The organism is Halomonas sp. BDJS001, assembly GCF_026104355.1.
Lineage (GTDB): Bacteria > Pseudomonadota > Gammaproteobacteria > Pseudomonadales > Halomonadaceae > Vreelandella.
The window spans coordinates 2,522,921-2,544,975 of the sequence record NZ_CP110535.1 but is presented as its reverse complement, the minus strand read 5'-3'; the positions used below and the strand labels follow the sequence as shown (position 1 = coordinate 2,544,975).

Genomic DNA, 22,055 nt, shown 5'->3' with positions numbered 1-22,055 from the left:
TGTGAGGGGAAATGGTGGGCAGTAAAGGGTAAGTCGTGAATTGTGAGTAGGAAACGTTGGTGAATGGCTATCTCCCGAATATCCTGTTCCGCCTCACGCCTCACGCCTCACGCCTCACGCCTCACGCCTCACGCCTCACGCCTCACACCTCACTTTTTATACATCCCTACGGTGCTGGCACTGCCCACCTGCCCAAGTTTCATAAATCGCGCGGTCATCCGCCAGCATCATTAGCGCAAACAGCCGCTCACCAAGTGTCGTGCAATGGCTGATACGTCGAGACAGCAGCGAGGTTGCCTGGGTGTCAATCACCACAAAGTCAGCCTCAAGGGTAGGAGCCAGTTGGCCGATATGGCTATCCAATGAGAGAGCTTTTGCATTACCCAGGGTTAAACCATAAAAGCCTTGCCAGGCAGTAAGAGGCTGACCGCCTAATTGGCCCACTTGATAGGCTGCTTTGAGCGTGCCAAAGCCTGATAAATCGGTGCCTGCACCGATATCGCTGGCAAAGGTAAAGGCCATCCCCATCTGTTTGGCGGCTTCACGGTCAAATAAACCGCTGCCAAGGAAAAGATTGGAGCTGGGGCAAAAAGCGATATTGGCGCCTCGATCCGCCAAACGCTTGCGCATGCCGTTGTCGAGATGAATACCGTGGGCAAAGGTACTGCGGGGGCCAACGAGACCTGCTTCTTCATAAACGGCCAAGTAATCGCGACTACCTGGGAATAGTTCGGCTACCCAGTCCAGTTCGCCGCTATTTTCCGCCAAGTGAGTTTGCAACCAAAGGGTTGGATCATTGCGCAGTAGGGCGCCAGCAGCGTCCATTTGCGTTTTTGTTGATGTCGGTGCAAAGCGCGGGGTGACGCTGTAGCCCAGTCGACCATTGCCGTGCCAATCCTCAATCAGGCGCTCGCTATCGGCAATACCTGAAGCACCGTCCAACAGCGCGTCTGGAGCGTTACGATCCATTAACACCTTACCCACCAACATACGTAATTGGCGCTTTTGGCAGGCAGTGAAAAAGGCGTCTACGGAGCCAGGGTGGCTAGAGCCAAATACCTGGGCAGTCGTAGTGCCCGCACGTAGCATCTCATCCAAAAAGGCGTTAGAGAGCGCTTCCGCATGGGCGTGATTGGCAAAACGACACTCTTCGGGAAAAGTGTAGTCGTTTAACCAGTCAAGTAGCTGACGCCCATAAGAGGCCATGATATCCAACTGCACATAGTGCACGTGGGTATCAATAAACCCTGGCATAATCAGTTTGTCACGGTAATCAATCACTTCCGCACCTTTGGGTAACGAAGGTGAAAGTTCTGCGAAATGGCCAACGGCATGAATTTGCTGGCCCTTCAGCCACAGCAAGCCATCGCCGTAGTGCTCTAAGCTGCCCGGTTCGGGCATATCGCCATCCCCTGGGTCGCGGGCAAAGCTGATCAATTCGGCACGAATAAACGTATTGAGAGAAGAAGTCATATTAACTCGTGGTCGTCGGAGGATCGGTCAATAGCGTTTGCAGTGACTGGGAATCCAGCCCGCGGTTTTCTTGACAAGTGGGTATGTCTGTTAGCCAAAGCAGCTCAGCCACCACCGTTAGCGCAATCGCATAGGGCGTTTTATTAGTCAGCTTCGTTGCGTGGATGCGACCAATGGGGCTTCGCACACGCGCTATTTGTGCGTCAGAGTAACCGTCGCGTTTCAGCCGCCCTTTAAAGCTTACCCATTTGCTGTCTGAACCAATCAGCCCAATGGATGCTACGTCATCGCGCTCAATTAGCGCTTTGATCAGCATGTAGTCTTCGTCATGATTATGCGTCAATACCAGCGCATGTATATCTGCAGGCAAGTCGGCGACGCATTTCCCTGTATCACCAAGCGAATAACAGTGAAGTCGCGGTTGGTGATGCCCGGCAAACACATCACTACGGCTATCGAACCAGTGCAACTGCCAGGGCAGCGGGGCGCCTAACTTAACGATCTCTTGCCCGACATGGCCTGCGCCAAAGATGGCGATGTGGTTCGTCGCGCCGGGAAAGGCTTCCAGGAAGATGTTGACGAAGCCGCCACAACACTGGCCACTTCGTCCACCCAGAGAGAAAGCTTCTAAGCTGAGTCCGTAGCGTTGCTCAGCCAAACAGGCACGCGCGGCGGAAATGGTTTGCCACTCAAAGGTGCCGCCTCCCAGCGTATCGAAGATAGCATCATTAGTGATCACCATACGCGCACCGGGCTCGCGGGGTGTTGAGCCTGCGCTGGTCACCTGGGTGGCTAATACATGGGGGATGCCGTCGCGCTGTAAGCGATGCAGTGCCGCATGCCAGGTTTCCGGTGCTTGATGTTTACTCACAGCGCTCTCTTCCTGATGGCATTGGCCGCCAGCATCACTCGCTCAGGCGTTGCCGGCGTGTCCAAGTCGGGTGATAGGGAGTAATCGGTAAGGCTCGAGAGGGCGTCACGGAGCGCCGACCAGACACTAATACCCAGCATAAAAGGAGGCTCGCCCACTGCTTTTGAGCGGTAGAGGCTGGCCATGGAGTTGGGATGCCCCTCCATTAGCGTGACATTGAAGATAGCCGGTAGATCCCCAAAGGTGGGGATTTTATAAGTTGCCGGGCCATCGCTAACCAGCACGCCTTTATCGTTCCACTTAAGCTCTTCGCTGGTTAGCCAGCCCATTCCCTGGATAAAGCCACCCTCCACCTGGCCAATATCAATGGCAGGGTTTAGTGAGTCGCCTACATCATGCAGAATGTCGACGCGATCCACCTGATACTCTCCGCTCAGGGTATCCACACTCACTTCCGCCACCGCAGCGCCAAAGGCATAGTAGTAGAAGGGCCGGCCCTGACCCACTGAGCGATCGTAGTGAATCAGCGGTGTGGCATAAAAGCCCTTTTCAGACAGTGATATGCGATTGAGATAGGCCGTTTGCACCAACTCTCCCCAGGGGATGCTACGTTCGCTTTCGCCGAACCCGGCCACTAACATGCCGTCTTCCAAACGCATGCCCTCCCGATCCAAGCCCTCTGAATAGTGCTCGGCGGCAAAATCGAATAGGCGTTCACGCAGTTTGCTAGCGGCATCCCGGGCTGCCATACCGTTTAAGTCAGCGCCGCTAGAGGCCGCGGTAGGGGATGTGTTGGGGACTTTATCGGTTCGCGTAGCGGTAATGCGCACCTTATCTAAATCCAGCCCCAGCTCCCTGGCCACTACCTGACAAATCTTGGTGTGTAGCCCCTGGCCCATCTCGGTGCCGCCGTGATTAATCATCACGCTGCCATCGGTGTACACATGTAGCAGGGCGCCGGCCTGATTAAGGTGCTGGGCGGTGAATGAAATGCCAAATTTAACCGGGGTAAGTGCCAGGCCTTTTTTAATAACAGGGCTGGTGGCGTTGAACGCACTGACCGCGTTGCGTCGTGCCCAGTATTCGCTGTCGTTTTCAAGGGTTTCAACCAGGGTATGCAGTAGCTGTCGCTGATCGACCTGTTGGCCATAGTGGGTCACCTCGCGGCCATCACGGTAAAAATTGCGCTTACGAATGGTCAACGGATCCTCGCCAATCTTACGCGCAATATCATCCATGGCTGCTTCAATAATCATCATTCCCTGAGGGCCACCAAAACCCCGGAATGCGGTATTGGAGGCGGTATGGGTTTTGGCACGATGCCCGACTACCTGGGCATCCCCCAGCGAATAGGCGTTATCGGCATGAAACATGGCCCGGTCAACGATGGCGTCGGAGAGATCCGGTGAGTAACCGCAGTCACCTATCACCGTGATCTTGCCACCCTGAATAACGCCCTCAGCATCAATGGCGAGCCGGTAGCGATTATGGAAGGGGTGGCGTTTACCTGTGGCGCGCATATCTTCGCTGCGTGGTAAGCGGAGTCGTACCGTCTTGCTGGTGCGGCGAGCAATTATTGCGGCAATACACGCCCAGGGCGACGCTTGGGTTTCTTTGCCGCCAAAGCCGCCGCCCATACGGCGCACTTCTACGGTTACCGCATGAAAAGGAATATCGAGCACCTCTGCCACCAATTTCTGGGTTTCACTGGGGTGCTGGTTGGAGGTGTGGACGATGACGCCCTCATCTTCGGTGGGGTGAACCACGCAGGCCTGGCCTTCCAGGTAGAAGTGCTCTTGGCCACCGACGAACAATTCGCCTTCAATAATCTGTTCTGCTTGATCAAGCGCCTGCTGCCAATCACCACGGGTCTGGACATGAGTCGGGCGGACAAACTCTTCGCGCTCAGCGGCGGCCACCGGGTCTAAACTGGCGGGCTGCTCATCGATGCTAACGTTGGCTAACTTGACGGCACGGCGAGCCAACTGTAGCGACGTTGCGGCAACGGCAAAGAGGCACTGACCCGCGTAGCTGATTTCCTGATCGACAAAGATGGGGTCGCCCGGAAAGACCGGCCCGATATCGGTATGCCCCGGCACCTCATGAAAGGTAATCACATCGACCACCCCGGGCGCTGCTTTCACCTTGCTGAGATCAAGCTGAGTTAAGGTGCCGTGGGCAACAGGCGATAGGCCTAGCGCCACATGCAGCGCGTCGGCCGGTAAGGTCAAGTCGTCAATATAAGCGGCCTTGCCGGTGACGTGTTTTTCGGCACTTTCGTGAAAGCTGGCACTTCCTGCCTGGCGTTGTCCAGTGCTGTCAACCGTATGGCGTGCCAAGGGGCCAGAGCCTTGAATGTGGTCGTGCAGTTCACGGCGAGCACGGCTGCTATCGCCGTCCAGTTTAGTGAGCGTACGCATGGAGCATCACCTCTTGGTCGGGCGCTGAGAGAGAAAGGTAGAGGCGTTCAATGAGATTTTGGGCAGCTTGCTGGCGATAGTGGTGGCTGCCTCGCACGTCACTCATAGGTTGGAAGTCATCTTCAAGTGCCTGTTGAGCGGCGCGAAATGCCTCGCGATTAATAGTGCTGCCCTCAAGCGCTGCTTCGGCTGCTAGCGCGCGTTTGGGAGTAGCGGCCATGCCGCCAAAGGCGATTCGTACATCACGCATGACACTCTGCTCAACGCGGTAGCTAAAGGCGCCGAGTAGCGCGGAGATATCATCTTCGCGGCGCTTGGAGAGCTTCCAAACGCGTAGTTGGCTGCCCTCAATCGGTTGGGGAATGAAAATTCGTGAAACGACTTCATCAACTGCTAGCGCGGTCTTTTTATAGTCCAAAAAGAATTCCTCAAGCGCTAAGCAGCGCTCGCCACTCACGCTGGCAAGCGCCACCTGAGCCCCCAAGGCCAGTAGCACCGGGGGCGTATCGCCAATAGGTGAGGCATTGGCAATGTTGCCACCCAGGGTGCCCCGGTTGCGAATCTGCTGGGAGCCTAGCCGGTGTAGCAGATGGGCAAACGCAGGAAAGTACTGGTCAAACAGCGGCTCCAGCTGGGTATAGGTAACCCCGGCGCCTATCCACCAGCCACTTTGATGCTCATGTATGGCTTCTTCAACTGTTAATAGCTCGGCCACCCGGGAAACGTCAATCAACTGATCAAGGGTTGCCAAGCGCTGAGTGCTCTCAAGCCAGAGATCTGTGCCGCCTGCTACCAAGCGCGCCTTTGGAGCCGCTTGACGTAGTTGCGTTAGCGCTGCCAGGGATATTGGCTGGGCAAAAAAGGGTGCTGGTTCCGCTGAATCGATGGGCTGAGTGTCGCTTACTGACGCTGGCAGCGACGCGTCGAACCATTGGGGGGGCTGGTAGGCAATAGCGTTCATACCCAACGCTGCATCGCGGATTGGGCGATAGCCGGTGCAGCGGCACAGGTTTCCGCCTAGCGCGGCTTCAAGTCGTTCTGGTGTTAGTGGTGAGGGCCGCTGGGTAAGATCGTGATGCAGGGTGAACAGCGACATAACGATACCCGGCGTGCAAAAACCACACTGGCTACCATGGCATTCGATCATCGCTTCCTGGGCTGGGTGCAAATGCCCCTTTGCTGATAACCCTTCAACGGTAACCAAGTGCCTACCCTGCAGTTGGTGAGCAGGCGTAATGCAGGCGTTAGCGCTGGTAAAATGTTGCCTGTCGGCCGTTAACTCGCCAATCGCCACGGTGCAAGCGCCGCAATCGCCCGAGGCGCAGCCCTCTTTGGTACCCGTTTGGGCCAAATGCTCGCGCAATAGGGTTAAAATACTGGTGTCGGGTGAAACGTTACACCGCTGGGGGGTACCATTGAGCAGGAACGCAATCGTTGCCATGCCGAACTCCATTGTGATTGTATAGACCGAGATCGTGCTGACCGATCGGTCAATATGCGTTGAGCTTGGGACAAAACGCCCTACCTTGCAAGTATTTGCTCGCTGCACAGGAGTGGGGCAAGCTTATGCTAAATGCCATTATTTGGGGCGATTAGCCTACCCACCGACTCTTATCAAGGAACACTGTTAATGACCGTCGTATCTGTCCCTTCTGAAAACCCAAGCCGGGAAAAAATAGAGACAAGTATCCTGATGGCCGCTGAGGAGGTGTTCTCTCAACACGGCTATCGCGGGGCGAGCTTGCAAGTGATCGCTGACCGAGCCGGTCTCCCCAAAGCCAATATTTTGTACTATATGGGCAGTAAGCAAGCGCTTTATGTGCGGCTGCTTAACCGCATGATGCGTCGCTGGAACGAAGTGCTTGAAGATATTACCCCTGATAGCGATCCTGCGACGGTACTCAGCGATTTTATTCGCACTAAAATGGTGCTTGGGCAGCGCTATCCAGAAGGCTCAAAACTCTTTGCGGCGGAAATTTTAGCTGGCGCTCCCTTCTTGACTGAGTATCTGAGGGGAGAATTACGCGATTGGGTGGCTTCTCGTGCCGCAATCATTCGCCATTGGTCTGCCCAGGGAAAAATGGATGCTGTCGACCCGCGTTGGCTTATTTTCCTGATTTGGTCTGCCACCCAGCATTACACTGAATATAGCGCTCAGGTCAGCGGTATTCTAGGCCGCGATGCGTTAACGGAGGAGGATCTTGAATCCATCTCTAGCTTCCTTGAGCACGTTATTCTAAAAGGCTGCGGCGTTACTGCATCCGCGCCCAATTCTGCACCTAAAAGCAGTACAGACGCTCACAGTGTGGAAAAGTGATTATCACATGAGCGCTTTGCCTATTGAGCAGTATCTTGATCCGCTTAAAACCACCTTGACTACCCATAATCGGCTGATGCTGATTGCCCAGCCGGGGGCGGGTAAAACCACCCGCGTGCCGCTCTGCTTGCTTGAAGAGGAGTGGGTTAAAGGGCAAAAGCTGTTGTTACTCGAACCCCGGCGGGTAGCCGCGCGTTTGGCGGCTAGCTTTATGGCCCAGCAGTTGGGCGAAAACGTTGGTCAGACGGTGGGGTATCGTATGCGCGGTGACAGCTGCGTGGGCGCGCAGACCCGTTTGGAGGTAGTGACCCAGGGCGTGCTCACCCGCATGCTGCAAGATGACCCGCTGCTAGAAGGCGTTGCCGGAATTATCTTTGATGAGTTTCACGAGCGCAGTTTAGACGCCGATTTGGGCTTGGCGCTAACGCTGGATGTGCAAACCAGTATTCGCGATGATTTGCGCCTGCTGGTGATGTCGGCAACCCTGCATGTCGAAGCGCTCAAGCGGGTGTTGGGCGAGCAGGTGCCTGTTATTGAGTGCCATGGGCGCCAGTATCCGGTGACAACAGCTTATCGACCTTCAATAAGCGGTGAAGAGAGTGCCCGCCACGCGCTTCGGGTGATCGAAGAGGCGCTGTCACTGCCCGATGCCCAGGACATACTGGTCATCTTGCCCGGTGTCGCTGAGATTAATCGCTTAGTGCAAGTGTTGGAAAAGACATTCCCTGATCTGGTGATTCGACCACTGCACGGCAGAATGAGTATTGCTGAACAGCAGTCTGCCCTGGCGGCGAACACATCCAAGCAGCGAATTATTGTCTCCACCGCGATCACCGAGTCGAGCATTACCGTGGAGAGGGTGAATGTGGTGATTGACGGTGGCCTGGAGCGAGTACCGTTTTTTCATCCGCGCACCGGGTTAACCCGTTTGACCACCCGGCGTATCAATCGCGCTAGCGCTGATCAGCGCCGGGGGCGCGCAGGGCGGCAGCAGGAGGGACGCTGTTTTCGGCTTTGGGCGCAGGAGCAGACATTGGTGCCTTACGGTGAGCCGGAAATTCAGCAGGCGGATCTCTCATCGCTAGTGCTCGAATTGGCGTGCTGGGGCGTCGCATCGCCCCAAACGTTAAGCTGGGTGACGCCACCGCCAGAGGGCGCCTGGCGAAGTGGTCAAGCGCTGCTGACACAGCTGGGTGTATTGGACAAGCATTGCAAGCTGACGCCTTTGGGTAGCCGTTGCGCCCGCTGGCCAGTTGAGCCGAGAATTGCCGTTATGCTGGAGCGGGCTACAGACTTCAATGCCGTGCCACTGGCCTGTGGGGTCGCCGCACTGCTGGATGAGCGCGAAAGCACCGAGCGCTCGCTGCATGATGCGTTAGCGCTGCGTTTGCGTCAGCCCCAACGTTTCCCCATTTGGCAGCGTGAGGCGCTTAGGCTGTCCAAGCGAGCAGGAGTGGCACTGAGTGACGCCAAGCTAGTTCCCCTCGGGCCACTCTTAGCACTGGCCTACCCGGAACGCGTTGGCCAGCTAATAGAGCCGGGTAAATTTCGGCTTGCCAATGGCAAAACGGCTACGCTGCCGTTAAACGATGCGTTGGCGCATCAATCCTATTTGGTGGCCGTGGCGTTAAGTAGTCAGACAGGTGGTGAGGCGCGCATTACCGCAGGTGAGCCGTTGTCACTTGAATCGCTGCTTTCGCTCTACCCCAGTATTCAGCAATGGCAGCCGCGGGCAACGTGGTCGCAGGAAGGGGGGCGTTTAGTCGGGGAAGAGGTGCAGGCACATGGCCGCCTCGCTATTGCCAAACGACCTTTAGCGCATCTGCCGGAAGAGACGATAAAAGAGGCGCTATTGAACGCCTTACGTCAGCAGCCTGAAAAGCTATTTGGCGATAAGCTGCAGCAGTTACGCGGGCGCATGGCGCTGCTGCGTGAATATCAGGGAGAGGCGTGGCCCGACTGGTCGGAGAAGGCGCTCTTAGCCACACTAGAGAGCTGGTTGGCTCCTTACCTGATTGACATCAATCGGCTGAGTCAGGTCGAGAAATTGCCGTTAGAGCGCTATCTGCTCAATTCACTGGCCTGGCAGGCGCAAAGTGAATTCGAGCAGTTAACGCCTTTAACGCTTAAGGTGCCTAGCGGCAAGCAGGTTGGCTTGGACTACCTGCCGTGCCTTTCCCAACGCCCACCTGTTCTAGCGTTGAAACTGCAAGAGGCCTTTGGCTGGCAGGTAACGCCCACCGTTGTTGATGGTGCAGTTGCCGTAATGATTCATCTGCTCTCACCCGCGCGCCGACCGTTGCAAGTCACCCAGGACTTGGTTAGCTTTTGGCAGCAGGGTTATCCTGAAGTACGTAAAGAGATGCGCGGTCGCTATCCAAAGCATCCCTGGCCTGAAGACCCATTGACAGCACCCGCCACCGCGCATACCAAGCGAAAGGGGTGACCGGTTTAGCTGCCGCGACTCCGGTAATTACTCGCTGCGCTTTTCCGGGATTTCATCTGGAATGCGATAGCGCACGCCATCCACGCGCTCTTCCTCATAGCGTTGATTCTCTTCTTCAGGTACCACACCAAAGACGGTTTCTTGAGACCCATCCGGCCAACTGTAAGTCGTACAGCCTGCCAGCAGCAGTGGAAGAATCAAAAACAGTGCGTTGGGTAAGGCGAGGTGGCGCTTGAGCATAAGGCACTCCATTGGGTGGCGCAGTTCCTGAGAATTGGCTGAGTATCTCACATTGAGAAACTATAGGTGGTCATTTACGTGGCTGTAAATGCTTATGTATGTCTATGATAATAGTGGTTAACACGTCACCCTAGAATAAATGTGACAACAATAAAGTTTCGGAGGTGGTATGTGGTCAGTGGTCAAGTCAGTGTTGGCGGCCCTGCTAGGCGTTCAAAGTAATCAAAAGCGGGAAGAAGACTTCAGCAGTGGCAGGCCGGCAGCTTACCTCATCACGGGGGTGGTGATTACGTTGCTGTTTGTTTTGCTGCTTGTTTTTTTGGCCATGTTTGCGGCCCGCTGAAAAGCGTTGATAGCGTTAAATAAGCAAAGCGTGACGAATGGCACATATTTTCTATACTGCTAATATCTCATTTAATCCTGTCCTAATCTAACGATAAGAAATAACAACAATAACTTGGAGGTCTCTATGCGTTCACGGTGGTGGTGGCTAATGGCCATATCCCTTGCTGCAAGCGAGTCGCAAGCTCAGTCCAACGGCTGGAACATGCCCGTCGGCGTTACAGATGTAAGCAGCGATATTTATGGCCTGCACATGACCATTTTTTGGATATGTGTAGTGATTGGCGTGGTGGTTTTTGGGGCAATGTTCTACTCCCTGTTTCGGTATCGCCACTCAAAAGGCGCGAAAGCTGCCCACTTTCACGAACACACCAGCGTGGAAGTGTTATGGACTGCCATCCCCATTCTGATCCTGGTCGGCATGGCAGTGCCCGCCACCGCCACGTTAAAAAATATGTACGACTCATCAGATGCCGAGTTGGATGTCATGATCACCGGCCAGCAGTGGCGTTGGCGTTACGAGTATCTTGGCGAGGATGTCGCCTTTACCTCAAATATGAGTACGCCAAGAACACAAATCAGTGGCGAAGAGGCTCGCGGGGAGCACTATTTATTAGAGGTTGATGAACCACTGGTGTTGCCGATTAACCGTAAAGTTCGCTTTCTAATGACCTCCGACGACGTTATTCACTCGTGGTGGGTGCCGGATCTAGCGGTCAAGCAGGATACGATTCCCGGCTTTATCAATGAGAATTGGGTGAAGATCAACGAACCGGGTATTTACCGGGGACAGTGCGCAGAGCTATGCGGAATCGATCACGGATTTATGCCTGTGGTGGTGCATGCCGTAGAAGAAGAGGAGTTTGAGAGTTGGCTTGCCGAGCGCAAAGAGTCCGCTGAGCAAGAAGCGATGGGCGTTGATCGTGAGTGGGAAATGGCAGAACTAGTAGAGCGCGGTGAATCCGTTTATCAATCGATTTGCTCCTCTTGTCACCAAGCAGAAGGCCAGGGCTCGCCGCCGGCATTCCCGGCACTAGCGAATAACGAGCAGCTCATCAGCGATGTGGATTGGCACCTTGATAAGGTTATCAACGGCGTATCAGGCGCTGCCATGCCCGCTTTTCGTAGCACCCTAAATCCGGTAGAGATAGCGGCTGTGGTTACCTATACACGTAATGCTTGGGGTAATGATACGGGAGATGTGGTGCAGCCTTCCGAAGTGGCTGAAATAATTGCCCAATGATTTCGGTATGCCAACCCATCAGACAACAACAATATTTCGGAGAGTCACATGGCGCCCAAACTACCTCCACAGCCCTCGCTGCAACATAGTACTACGGCCGTCGCCGATGGCCAGAGTCATGGTCATGCTGCGCCGCCCAAAGGTATTTTACGCTGGCTATTGACCACTAATCACAAGGAGATCGGCTCCCTGTATCTGATTTTTTCGCTGACGATGTTTTTTATTGGCGGAATCTTTGCTCTAGTGGTGAGGGCCGAGCTTTTTCAACCCGGCCTGCAGTTGGTTGAACCGGAGTTTTTCAATCAGATGACCACCATGCACGGTTTGATCATGGTGTTCGCTGCGGTAATGCCCGCGTTCACCGGCTTAGCCAACTGGATGATACCGCTGCAGATTGGTGCGCCGGATATGGCGTTACCCCGGTTAAATAACTTCAGTTTTTGGCTGCTTCCGGTTTCATTCACACTATTGCTTTCAACGCTGCTTATGCCCGGTGGAGGGCCAAACTTCGGCTGGACATTCTATGCGCCGCTGTCGACGAATTTTGCCCCTCCCTCGACAACTTTCTTTATTCTCGCCCTGCATATTGCCGGTATTAGTTCTATTCTCGGCGCCATCAACATTATCGCGACCATTTTGAATATGCGTGCACCGGGCATGCGTTTAATGGATATGCCGCTGTTTGTTTGGACTTGGCTGATTACCGCTTTTCTGCTGATTGCCGTGATGCCCGTTTTGGCGGGGGTGATCACCATGATGCTGATGGATATTAACTTTGGCACCAGCTTCTTTGACGCGGCAGGCGGTGGGGATCCGGTGCTGTTTCAGCACCTGTTCTGGTTCTTTGGGCATCCCGAAGTATACATCATGATTCTGCCCGCCTTTGGGATTGTCTCAGCGATCATCCCCACCTTCGCGCGTAAGCCTTTGTTTGGTTACGCTTCCATGGTGTACGCCACGGCTGCCATTGCACTGCTGTCATTTTTAGTCTGGGCTCACCATATGTTTATAGTGGGGCTGCCTCTGGTGGCAGAGTTGTTCTTTATGTACTCCACCATGCTGATCGCCGTGCCTACCGGGGTTAAGGTGTTTAACTGGGTGACAACCCTGTTCCGCGGCTCGATTAGCTTTGAATCGCCGATGCTATTTGCCCTGGCCTTTGTGGTGCTGTTTACCATTGGTGGTTTTTCAGGGCTGATGCTGGCGATTGCCCCGGCAGATTTTCAGTATCACGATACCTACTTTGTGGTGGCTCACTTCCACTATGTGCTGGTACCTGGAGCGATCTTTGCCATTATGGCCGGGGTCTATTACTGGCTGCCAAAATGGACCGGGCATTACCCCAACGAGAAGCTCGCCCAGTGGCACTTCTGGTTCTCGATTATTGGTGTCAATTTAACCTTCTTCCCTATGCATTTTGCGGGCTTAGCGGGTATGCCGCGGCGAATCCCCGACTATGCCCTTCAGTTTGCCGACTTTAATTTGCTCTCCAGTATCGGTGCCTTCTTCTTCGGTGCCTCTCAGCTGCTATTTGTATTGGGCGTCATACTGTGTGTGCGCGGAGGCAAAAAAGCGCCAGCAAAAGCTTGGGAGGGCGCAGAGGATTTAGAGTGGACTGTGCCTAGCCCTGCGCCGCTGCATACGTTTGAAACGCCACCTGTGTTTCATCGTACGTCCCACTAATGACGAAATAGAGCACATGGGTCGCTAGCCCAAGAGGTGTTATGGACGATCAAGAACAGGCAAAAGTGGGGGTGCGCCGTACGGTCATCAGGACAGTTGCCGTGCTGGTCGGCATGTTTGGGTTTGCCTTTGCACTGGTGCCGCTCTATGACGTTTTTTGCCAGGTCACCGGTCTTAACGGCAAAGTGGATGCCACGGCGCAAAGTCTCGTGCATGAAGAGGTGGATGAGTCGCGTTATATCAACGTGCAATTTATCACTCGCGGCAGCCCCGGCTTGCCGTGGCAGATGAGCGTTGAAATGCGCCAGATGAGTGTGCACCCCGGGCAAATGGCGGAAGTCGATTTTACCTTCACCAATAATAGCAGTAGCGAAAGCTGGGGGAGAGCAGTGCCCAGTGTGTCTCCCTCTACTGCCACGACGCATCTACGTAAAATCAGCTGTTTCTGCTTTCAGGAGCAGCAGTTGCAGGGCAATGAGCGGTTAACCATACCGTTGGTATTCCAGTTGGCGCGTGATCTGCCCGACGATATTAATACCATTACGCTGGTGTATACCCTCTACCCGATAGAGCATGTGATTCAAAATGCTGCATTGGATAATACGCTTAAGAGCAGCGCTAACAGCGAGCTTGTAAACGACTCTAAAAACAATCTCAGTAACACGCCTAAAAACAATAAAGCGGCGGGAGAAGCGATATGAGCAGTGGTAGCTATTACGTTCCGGCGAGCAGTCGATGGCCTGTTCTTGGCTCGGTAGCCCTGGGCGCCATGATGGTCGGTACCGGTATTAAGCTTGTCTATGACACCGGCTTGCCGCTGGTGTTAATTGGCGTAGTGGGCGTTATTGCGGTGATGGCACTCTGGTTCCGCGACGTCATTAGCGAGTCCCGGGGAGGGCTTTATGATGCGCAAATGGATCGCTCATTTCGCTGGGGCATGGGCTGGTTTATTTTTTCGGAAGTGATGTTTTTCGCCGCCTTTTTTGGCGCGCTGTTTTACGTACGTATGTTTGCTATCCCATGGCTAGGAGGGGAAGGGGCAAAAGGCGTTTCTGCATTGCTATGGCCTGATTTTGTAGCCACATGGCCGCTGCTGAATCCGCCTGACTCGTCTATCGTTGGGGCCCGGCAAGTGTTTAGTCCGTGGCAGTTACCGCTTGTTAACACGCTGATTTTGATAACTTCCAGTATTACATTAACGATTGCCCATGAGGCGTTAAAGGAGGGCTATCGCAAGACATGTCGCAATTGGCTAGCGGGCACGGTGCTTCTGGGGGTCTGTTTCATATTGATTCAGGGTGTTGAGTACTATGAGGCCTACGCGCATTACGGAATTACTCTAGAAGCCGGGATCTTTGGTGCGACGTTCTTTATTTTGACGGGGTTTCACGGGGTTCACGTCATTATCGGCACGCTGATTCTGGCCACCATGCTGGTGCGTATTATTAAAGGGCACTTCGCTGATGAAAACCATTTTGGTTTTGAAGCCTCTTGCTGGTATTGGCACTTTGTTGATGTGGTCTGGGTGGGGCTGTTTATCTTTGTTTATGTCTTGTAGTCGGATCAACCTAACTGACCCGACCAGTAGCCATAAATAATAAGCGCCATGAGCAGACAGGCTAAGCCAATTCTCCATTTGAGAGAGCGTAATAGTCGGCGTGAAGAGACATGATCACGCAGTAGGAAGCCTGCTCCCATGGCCAAGCTGATAACCATCGCAATGAATACGGCGGCAATGAGTAGTTGTAACCACATGATGAAACCCTCTCGGCAATGGCGTTTTTATAGTTGGTGTCTGTTCTGGAGTTTGCTGGTGGCGTTAGGCGCCTATCTAGGACTATGGCAGTGGGAGAGGGCAGATGACAAGCGGTTAGCTATCGCTCTGCGTGATGCAGCCCCTGCCTTGGTACAACCCACCGAGTCGCCAGCTCAAGGTGCCCAAGTGACGTTACGGGGGCAGTATTTAGCCGAGCAAACGCTCTATTTGGATAACCGTGTGGTAGACGGAAAGGTGGGCGTTGCGGTACTAACGCCGCTACGTGATACCCACGGGCAGCTTTGGCTTGTACAGCGAGGTTTTTTAGCCACCGGGCCGCGTCGTGAAGCACCTCATGTAGCCACACCCGGTGGCGTGGTTGAGTTGACTGGTGAATGGCAAGAGGTGCAGGCGGGCGGGCCGTTATATGGAGAGAATAGAGAAGGTGTGAGGCTGCAACAGCTGAGTCACGACCCCTGGCGCGCTTCATTAGGTTCATTTAGCTACTCCGGCTGGTTGCACGCCAGCGAGGGTGACGGGGTTTTGATTCCTTGGTGGGAGGCCAATGTAATGCCGCCTAGTCGGCATATGGGCTACGCCTTTCAGTGGTGGGGGTTAGCTCTGGCGGCCTTGATGGTCATGTTCATCGGCGGCCGGAAATTGCGTCGCGATAAGGCACAACAAAGCGTTTAGGTAATAAAAATAAACAGGGGTGAAGACCTATGCAGGATGCCAAGCACATTCGCCGCCAGCGGCTAAAATTAATCCTTATTTTTGCAATATTTGCGGCGCCCATGGTAGCTGCTTGGGGGATGGTCGAGTTCCGCATTGGTATCCCAGACCAGCATACAGCCCATGGAAAGGTGGATGTGGAATTACCCGTTCTTGATGAGTGGCCTTTAACAACCGTCGCTGTCAATGACCCAGAGGCGTGGATACTGGCCTTTGACTGTGCTCAGCAGTGTGAACAGCGTAAGGATGAGCTTTGGCGTTTACATCGCGCCTTAGGCCGCGAAGCGCCGCGGTTAACCCGCCTTAGAATTGGAGGTGATCCCGAACCGCTTCCGGGAGAGATGACCAGCGAATGGCAGCAACTACCTCCATGGCGCGAAGATAACTCAGTGTGGCTGCTTGATCCTATGGGGCGCCCGGCATTGGCATTTGATGCCAATGTAGCCACTAAGTACGTGCTCGACGATATCCAGCATTTACTTAAAGTGAATCCTCAATAAAACGGGCTAACTCCCTGTTGTTAAGGAAACGCCATGCACGATTCATGTGAACGCCGCTTACGTTGGTTAGTGCGATTAACGCTGGTAGGTACTCTGTTTACCGCAGTGGTTATGTTAGTAGGCGCCTGGACGCGTTTAGTCGATGCTGGTTTGGGCTGCCCTGACTGGCCAGGTTGCTACGGTAAGCTACTAGTTCCTGATGGTGACTTTGCCACGCTGCGCCACCCAGATGTGCCATTGGAGCCCTTTAAAGCGTGGGTGGAAATGGTTCATCGCTATATCGCGACTCTGCTGGGGCTGGTGGTGCTTAGCGTCGTCGCCTTAGGTTGGTCGCTGCGTCATCGTCGCGATTATCCGTGGCGAATGAGCCTGTTGCTGCTAGTGGTTATTTTGTTCCAGGGTGCCTTTGGTGCCTTCACCGTTACGCTCAAGTTATGGCCTCAAGTTGTTACCCTGCACCTAATGGGCGGGTTGAGCGTATTGCTGCTGTTTTTTGGCTGCATCTTCGCTTACGCGTAGCCGCAACGCCAAAGTCAACAAGTGAGCCTCGGCGGGCTAATGCATGGTGGGGGATTGCGGCATGTTTGCTGGTTGTGCAATTGGCGCTAGGCGGCTGGGTGTCCAGCAATTATGCCGGTATCGCTTGTCAAGGATTTCCCACTTGCAATGGCCAATGGATGCCCGCGATGGATATTAGCGAGGGCTTTCATCTCACCCAGACCGTAGGGCCCAATTACTTACATGGGCAGTTGCATGCCGATGCCCGTACCGCGATTCAAGTGGTTCATCGCCTGGGGGCATTGCTGCTTGGTGTTGGGCTAATAGCGCTCTGGTTGCGTTACCGGCATTGGCAGAGTACGGCAAGACCGCTGGCGACCGTCATCGGTTTGTATGCACTGCAGGCTGCGTTAGGGGTTGCCAATGTGCTTCTTTGGCTGCCGTTATGGCTGGCGCTGCTGCACACCGCGGGCGCCGTTGCGTTGGCTGTCGGATTCGTTTGGGCCTGGTGGCGTTGGCGCTATCAAGAGGCAGATGTCTACGCAATGACCACTCATTCACCCTATAACAATATTATTGCTCATTAAAAGGGAAGCATGCCATGCGAAATATAACAATGACGCTACCCACGGCACTGCCTTCTATGGCGTGGGGCTGGAAAGAACTACTGGGCCTGTGCAAGCTTAAAGTGGTGTTCGTTATGTTGGTATGCGCCGCCGTAGGGATGGCGTTAGCAACCCCAGGCCTACCAGCGTTGACGAGTGTTGCCTTTGGACTAGCCGGTATAGGTCTGGCCTCTTGCGGTGCCGCTGCTTTTAATCATGTCATCGACCGCCACTTGGATGCGGTAATGACGCGAACGTCTCGCCGTCCAGTAGCAAGCAAACGACTACCTGTGGCGATCGCCATAGCTTGGGCGTGTTTGCTGTCTGTGGCGGGTGTTGCGCTATTGGCATGGCAGGTTAACCCCTTAACGGCTGCGTTAACCTTTGCCTCACTTATTGGTTATGCGTTAATTTATACCGCTTTTTTAAAGCGGGCTACACCCCAAAATATCGTTATAGGTGGAGTGGCTGGCGCCGCGCCGCCGCTTTTGGGATGGGTTGCAATCACGGGTCAAATCACCCCTGAGCCGCTACTGCTGATGTTGATTATTTTTGCTTGGACGCCGCCACACTTCTGGGCGCTGGCCATTCATAAGCGCGATGATTATGCTCGGGCAGGCATCCCCATGCTGCCTGTCACTCATGGTATCCCTTTTACGCGACTACAAATTTGGCTGTATGGGTGGTTAACCGTGTTAACCACCTTATTGCCGGTGATGATAGGTATGAGTGGGGCACTCTACCTGTTTATCGTGGTGTGTCTGAATGCACGCTTTATGGTCTGGAATTGGCGAGTGTGGCGAGGGCAGGATTCCGCTGCCCCTATTGGCGCATTTTGGTTCTCGATTCGCTATCTGTTGGGTGTTTTCGGTGCGCTATTACTCGACCACTACGCTGCGGTACTGGTCTGGTAATCCAGCGCATCAAATTGTTCGAGCGTCCGTCTTTCAGCCAGGGGGGAAGAGAAGTCTGGATGCCAGTGGCCTAATAGTGGTATAAGGGTGTACAATTTTCGTCAAGTAATTTATCCGCTTAATGAGGAGTTGCATGAACTCAACGGTAGCGCTGGTACTACTGGTCGTGGCGATTGCAGTGGTTTTAGGGCTATGTCTCTACGCCTGGTCGTTACGTAAAGAGGTCAGTCGCAGAGAAGCTTATCGTCGCGATGAAGACGCTCGTGCTCAACAAAATAGCTTAGAAAACCTCGATTATGTGGCGAGCGCGCTGGTTCAGGAGCAGGTTGATATTACCGAGGGCGCCTGGCGTTGCAAGGTGCTACTAGAGATTATTGACCCTAGTTTAACGGAACGCACTGAATTTCAAGCGTTTGCCGAGCATTACAGCCGTACTCAGCACCTGAAGACCCACTCCGCGCGTCAGCAATTGACTGCCCGAGAACGTATGCAAGAAGACAAAGAGCGTTTGATGGCGGAAAATGATATGCGTGAAGCCGTATTGGAAGCCGCTAGGGCTGTACTAAAATGGCGTGCCCAGGGTAAAAGCGCGCTGCACTGATGAGTGATTTTGAGCGGTTTCGGCCGCGCAAAAGCATAGCAAACTAATTTTTAGTGCCCATCGCGGCAATTTTGCTATGCTGAAGGATGTCGATATTGGCAAGAAGTTGATATCTTGGCATTGTTGCCTTTTAGCGCTTAGGCGTTAATGATAGGCACACCGTTTTGTATTAACTGGGTGCTGAGCATTTAGTACGCAGGTACTTGTAGCTTGTATTGATAGCTTGGTGCAAAAACTGGTGATACAAGACAGGCGAAAAATGGATGCTCTCGCAAATAAGAAGCATTGGATAGATTTGGTCACTTAAGGCCATTTCAGCATTGGATCAAGAAGGAGTCTTGCATGAAAAAATCAACGACTGGCTTGCTAATCGGTTCCGCACTGGTAGTTGGCCTTTCTGGCTGTGCCAGCTCGGCCTCACAGTCTTCCGGCCAAGCAAGCGCTAGCAGTAGTGATCGTAGCTGGTACCAGCATCCTGCGGTATGTGGTCTGGCAGGCGGTTTGATCGGTGGCAGCATTGGCTACGCCACCAGCAGTAGTTCTGATGAAGAGAGCGGTGCTGCTACTGGTGCCGCAGCTGGCGCTGCTATCGGCGGACTGCTATGCGCTGATCGCACGCCTGAGCCGGTTGCACCTCAGTGCCCGAGCTACGGCGAAGTGCCTGCTGGTGTTGCTGTTGACGCCGAAGGCTGCCCACTAGATTCTGACGGTGACGGCGTGCCGGACTACCGTGATCAGTGCCCAGGCACACCTGCTGGCGTTGAAGTTAATGCCAATGGTTGCCCGCTTGACTCCGATAACGACGGCGTGCCGGACTACCGTGATCAGTGTCCGAACACCCCAGCTGGCGTAGAAGTTAACGCATTGGGTTGCCCGGACAGCGTTGTTCTTGAAGACGTTAACTTCGAGTTTGACTCTGCTCAGTTGACTTCTAACGCTCAGAGTGTACTAAACGGCGTTGCAGACCGTCTGGTGAGCAATCCTGATGTTCGCGTAAGCATCGAAGGCCATACTGATTCACGCGGTTCTGACGAGTACAACAAAAACTTGTCACAAGAGCGTGCCCAGTCTGTTGCGTCTTACCTTGCTAGCCGTGGTGTAGAAGCTAACCGTATGCGTGCAGTAGGTTACGGTGAAGAGCGTCCGATCGCCTCTAACGAGACGGAAGAAGGTCGTTTCCAGAACCGTCGCGTTGAGCTGGATGAGTGGAACTAAGTTCACTTATCTTCTGAGGTTTGCGGCTTGACTCGAAAGTGCTAGCCGCTATCCACAGGTAAAGAAACGGGAGGCTTATGCCTCCCGTTTTTATTTTAAGCAGTCTGCAAGTCTGCTAATCTTGCTGCTGTTTTATTTTGGTATGTTTACACCTCTCCCAAGACCATTGATAGCGATATGTGATCCTTGGTATGGATCACCACTGCGCTCAAGGAATCTGAATGCCTATTGTTACTCTGCCTGACGGCAGCCAAAGAACGTTTGAAGCACCGCTAACCATTATGCAGCTGGCAGAATCCATTGGCCCTGGTTTGGCTAAGGCCTGTATCGCTGGAAAGATCGATGGTGTGCTGGTAGATGCCGCTGACCTGATCGAGCAAGATGCGGAAGTGGCTATCGTTACCGCCCGTGACGCTGAAGGGCTGGAGATTATTCGCCACTCCTGCGCTCACCTTATTGGTCATGCGGTTAAGCAGATGTACCCCGAGGCCAAAATGGCTATCGGTCCGGTTATCGAAGATGGTTTCTACTACGATATTGAGTTTGGTCAGTCGGTCACACCAGAAGACCTGGAAGCCATCGAAGCGCGTATGCAGTCACTGATCGAGCGCGAGTACGATGTGGTGCGCGAATATGTTGATCGCGACAAGGCCATGCTAACCTTTTTGCACCGTGATGAGCCTTATAAGCAGGAGATTGTGCGCGATATTCCCGATGATGCGACGATCCGGCTTTATCACCATGAAGAGTATGTCGACATGTGCCGCGGGCCGCACGTGCCGAATACTCGCCACTTAAAAGCCTTCAAACTTACCAAAATGGCAGGTGCCTACTGGCGTGGTGACGCCGCCAATACCATGCTAACGCGTATCTATGGCACTGCATGGGGCGATAAGAAGCAGCTTAAAGCTTACGTTAAGCGTCTTGAAGAGGCAGAGAAGCGCGATCATCGTAAGCTGGCGCGTCGTTTGGATCTCTTCCACATGCAGGAAGAGGCGCCGGGAATGATATTCTGGCACCCAAATGGCTGGGCGCTATGGCAGCAGGTCGAACAATATATGCGAGGCGTCTACAAAGAGGGGGGGTATCAGGAAATACGCTGCCCCCAGATTATGGACGTATCGCTTTGGAAGAAATCAGGGCACTGGGATAACTACGCGGACGGCATGTTCTTTACTGAGTCTGAAAAGCGTGAGTATGCCCTTAAGCCGATGAACTGTCCTGGGCACGTTCAGGTGTTTAATTCCGGCTTGCGCAGCTATCGTGAATTGCCCGTTCGTTTTGGTGAGTTTGGTGGTTGCCACCGTAATGAGCCGTCGGGTGCTTTGCACGGTATCATGCGTGTGCGGGCATTTACCCAAGATGATGGCCATGTGTTTTGTACAGAAGCTCAAGTTGAGCCTGAAGTAACTGCTTTTCATCGTCAAGCGTTGAAGGTTTATGGCGATTTCGGCTTTGATGATATTGCTATTAAGATTGCTCTTCGCCCAGAAAAACGCATTGGCAGTGATGAGGTTTGGGATCGTGCAGAAGATGCACTGCGCAGCGCATTAAAAAGCTGCGGCGTAGAGTGGCAGGAACTTCCTGGCGAAGGTGCGTTCTATGGCCCCAAGATTGAGTACCACATGAAAGATTGCCTGGGGCGCGAATGGCAGGTTGGCACTATGCAGGTCGATTTTATGATGCCAGAGCGACTTGGAGCCCAATATGTCACCGAAGAGGGGCAGCGCAAGTCGCCGGTGATGCTGCATCGTGCTATTGTTGGCTCCATGGAGCGCTTCATTGGCATCTTGATTGAACATTATGCTGGCGCTATGCCATTATGGCTGGCACCTCAGCAGGCGGTTGTCATGACGATCACCGATTCACAGCGTGAATATGCGCTCGAATTAGAGAAACGTCTGCAAAAAAGTGGCTTGCGTGTTAAAGCGGACTTGAGGAACGAGAAGATCGGCTTTAAAATCCGTGAGCATACGTTACAGAAAGTTCCCTATCTCCTTGTGGTGGGAGATAAGGAAGTCGAAGCTGACTCAGTGGCCGTGCGAACACGCAGCGGCGAAAACCTCGGTACAATGACGGTCGATGAATTTATTGAACGCCATACTGCCGAGCGAGCAGCCCTGGCGACATCGTCAATTGCCTAAGGAGACGGAACGATCAAGAGAAGCAACCAGCGCGGGCGTCCAGCAGACAAACGCC

The 22,055-nt window shown here is 53.8% G+C and carries 19 protein-coding genes and 1 pseudogene; 14 read left to right on the top strand and 6 right to left on the bottom strand.

Annotation, left to right across the window (positions count from 1 at the left end; genetic code table 11):
- Nucleotides 1-156: 156 nt before the first annotated feature.
- From guaD to xdhA, 4 genes are read right to left on the bottom strand one after another with little or no spacing between them, the layout of a single operon-like run.
- Nucleotides 157-1,473 carry a guanine deaminase gene (gene guaD, locus OM794_RS11770; protein WP_226251193.1) on the bottom strand — a complete coding sequence of 439 codons (1,317 nt, stop codon included), beginning with the start codon at nt 1,471-1,473 and terminating at the stop codon, nt 157-159.
- Nucleotide 1,474: 1 nt separating this feature from the next.
- The gene (gene xdhC, locus OM794_RS11765) at nt 1,475-2,344 is read right to left on the bottom strand and encodes a xanthine dehydrogenase accessory protein XdhC (RefSeq protein ID WP_226251194.1); all 870 of its coding nucleotides are present in this window, start codon (nt 2,342-2,344) and stop codon (nt 1,475-1,477) included.
- A complete protein-coding gene (xdhB, locus tag OM794_RS11760) occupies nt 2,341-4,764 on the bottom strand; it encodes a xanthine dehydrogenase molybdopterin binding subunit (RefSeq protein WP_226251195.1) in 2,424 nt (807 codons plus the stop codon). The genes xdhC and xdhB overlap by 4 nt, the downstream gene beginning before the upstream one ends.
- A complete protein-coding gene (xdhA, locus tag OM794_RS11755; RefSeq protein ID WP_226251196.1) occupies nt 4,748-6,205 on the bottom strand; it encodes a xanthine dehydrogenase small subunit in 1,458 nt (485 codons plus the stop codon). Before xdhA ends, xdhB begins: the two co-directional genes overlap by 17 nt.
- A gap of 189 nt (nt 6,206-6,394) precedes the next feature.
- Here xdhA and OM794_RS11750 point away from each other — a divergent pair, with 189 nt between their 5' ends.
- Complete coding sequence (locus OM794_RS11750; RefSeq protein ID WP_226251197.1) at nt 6,395-7,081, top strand: TetR family transcriptional regulator C-terminal domain-containing protein; 687 nt, start codon at nt 6,395-6,397, stop codon at nt 7,079-7,081.
- Nucleotides 7,082-7,088: 7 nt separating this feature from the next.
- The gene (hrpB, locus tag OM794_RS11745; protein ID WP_226251198.1) at nt 7,089-9,527 is read left to right on the top strand and encodes an ATP-dependent helicase HrpB; all 2,439 of its coding nucleotides are present in this window, start codon (nt 7,089-7,091) and stop codon (nt 9,525-9,527) included.
- Nucleotides 9,528-9,554: 27 nt separating this feature from the next.
- Here the strand turns inward: hrpB and OM794_RS11740 are convergent, their stop codons facing one another.
- Entirely contained in the window at nt 9,555-9,767 is a 213-nt protein-coding gene (locus tag OM794_RS11740; RefSeq protein ID WP_226251199.1) for a hypothetical protein, read from the bottom strand.
- Between the two features lie 169 nt (nt 9,768-9,936).
- On the opposite strand from OM794_RS11740, the gene OM794_RS11735 reads away from it, so the two are divergent.
- From OM794_RS11735 to OM794_RS11715, 5 genes are all read left to right on the top strand, one after another.
- Nucleotides 9,937-10,110 carry a DUF2970 domain-containing protein gene (locus OM794_RS11735; RefSeq protein ID WP_088700288.1) on the top strand — a complete coding sequence of 58 codons (174 nt, stop codon included), beginning with the start codon at nt 9,937-9,939 and terminating at the stop codon, nt 10,108-10,110.
- 126 nt (nt 10,111-10,236) lie between these two features.
- Nucleotides 10,237-11,352, top strand: coding sequence for a cytochrome c oxidase subunit II (gene coxB, locus OM794_RS11730; RefSeq protein WP_226251200.1), 1,116 nt, complete (start codon nt 10,237-10,239; stop codon nt 11,350-11,352).
- A gap of 48 nt (nt 11,353-11,400) precedes the next feature.
- Nucleotides 11,401-13,035: a cytochrome c oxidase subunit I gene (gene ctaD, locus OM794_RS11725; protein ID WP_088700286.1), complete on the top strand. Its 1,635-nt coding sequence runs from the start codon at nt 11,401-11,403 to the stop codon at nt 13,033-13,035.
- A 41-nt stretch (nt 13,036-13,076) separates the two neighbouring features.
- Nucleotides 13,077-13,736 carry a cytochrome c oxidase assembly protein gene (locus OM794_RS11720; protein ID WP_226251201.1) on the top strand — a complete coding sequence of 220 codons (660 nt, stop codon included), beginning with the start codon at nt 13,077-13,079 and terminating at the stop codon, nt 13,734-13,736.
- A complete protein-coding gene (locus OM794_RS11715) occupies nt 13,733-14,593 on the top strand; it encodes a cytochrome c oxidase subunit 3 (protein ID WP_088700284.1) in 861 nt (286 codons plus the stop codon). Before OM794_RS11720 ends, OM794_RS11715 begins: the two co-directional genes overlap by 4 nt.
- A gap of 5 nt (nt 14,594-14,598) precedes the next feature.
- On the opposite strand, the gene OM794_RS11710 is transcribed toward OM794_RS11715, so the two are convergent.
- Nucleotides 14,599-14,790 (bottom strand): DUF2909 domain-containing protein, encoded by a 192-nt coding sequence (locus OM794_RS11710; RefSeq protein WP_226251202.1) that lies wholly within the window; start codon nt 14,788-14,790, stop codon nt 14,599-14,601.
- Here OM794_RS11710 and OM794_RS11705 point away from each other — a divergent pair.
- The 7 genes and pseudogenes from OM794_RS11705 to thrS all read left to right on the top strand — a co-directional run bounded on the left by OM794_RS11705 (nt 14,789) and on the right by thrS (nt 22,000).
- On the top strand, nt 14,789-15,484 hold the full coding sequence (locus OM794_RS11705) for an SURF1 family protein (RefSeq protein WP_226251203.1): 696 nt from the start codon (nt 14,789-14,791) through the stop codon (nt 15,482-15,484). The two genes, OM794_RS11710 and OM794_RS11705, sit on opposite strands and share 2 nt — an antisense overlap.
- Nucleotides 15,485-15,513: 29 nt before the next feature.
- Nucleotides 15,514-16,023, top strand: a complete 510-nt coding sequence (locus OM794_RS11700) for a hypothetical protein (RefSeq protein WP_138801440.1) — start codon at nt 15,514-15,516, stop codon at nt 16,021-16,023.
- A gap of 33 nt (nt 16,024-16,056) precedes the next feature.
- Nucleotides 16,057-17,108, top strand: a pseudogene (locus OM794_RS11695) (COX15/CtaA family protein).
- A gap of 14 nt (nt 17,109-17,122) precedes the next feature.
- Nucleotides 17,123-18,040 carry a heme o synthase gene (gene cyoE, locus OM794_RS11690; RefSeq protein ID WP_226251205.1) on the top strand — a complete coding sequence of 306 codons (918 nt, stop codon included), beginning with the start codon at nt 17,123-17,125 and terminating at the stop codon, nt 18,038-18,040.
- 133 nt (nt 18,041-18,173) lie between these two features.
- A complete protein-coding gene (locus OM794_RS11685) occupies nt 18,174-18,641 on the top strand; it encodes a DUF2489 domain-containing protein (RefSeq protein WP_226251206.1) in 468 nt (155 codons plus the stop codon).
- A gap of 342 nt (nt 18,642-18,983) precedes the next feature.
- A complete protein-coding gene (locus OM794_RS11680) occupies nt 18,984-19,856 on the top strand; it encodes an OmpA family protein (protein ID WP_226251207.1) in 873 nt (290 codons plus the stop codon).
- A gap of 221 nt (nt 19,857-20,077) precedes the next feature.
- Nucleotides 20,078-22,000 carry a threonine--tRNA ligase gene (thrS, locus tag OM794_RS11675; RefSeq protein WP_226251208.1) on the top strand — a complete coding sequence of 641 codons (1,923 nt, stop codon included), beginning with the start codon at nt 20,078-20,080 and terminating at the stop codon, nt 21,998-22,000.
- Nucleotides 22,001-22,055 lie beyond the last annotated feature (55 nt).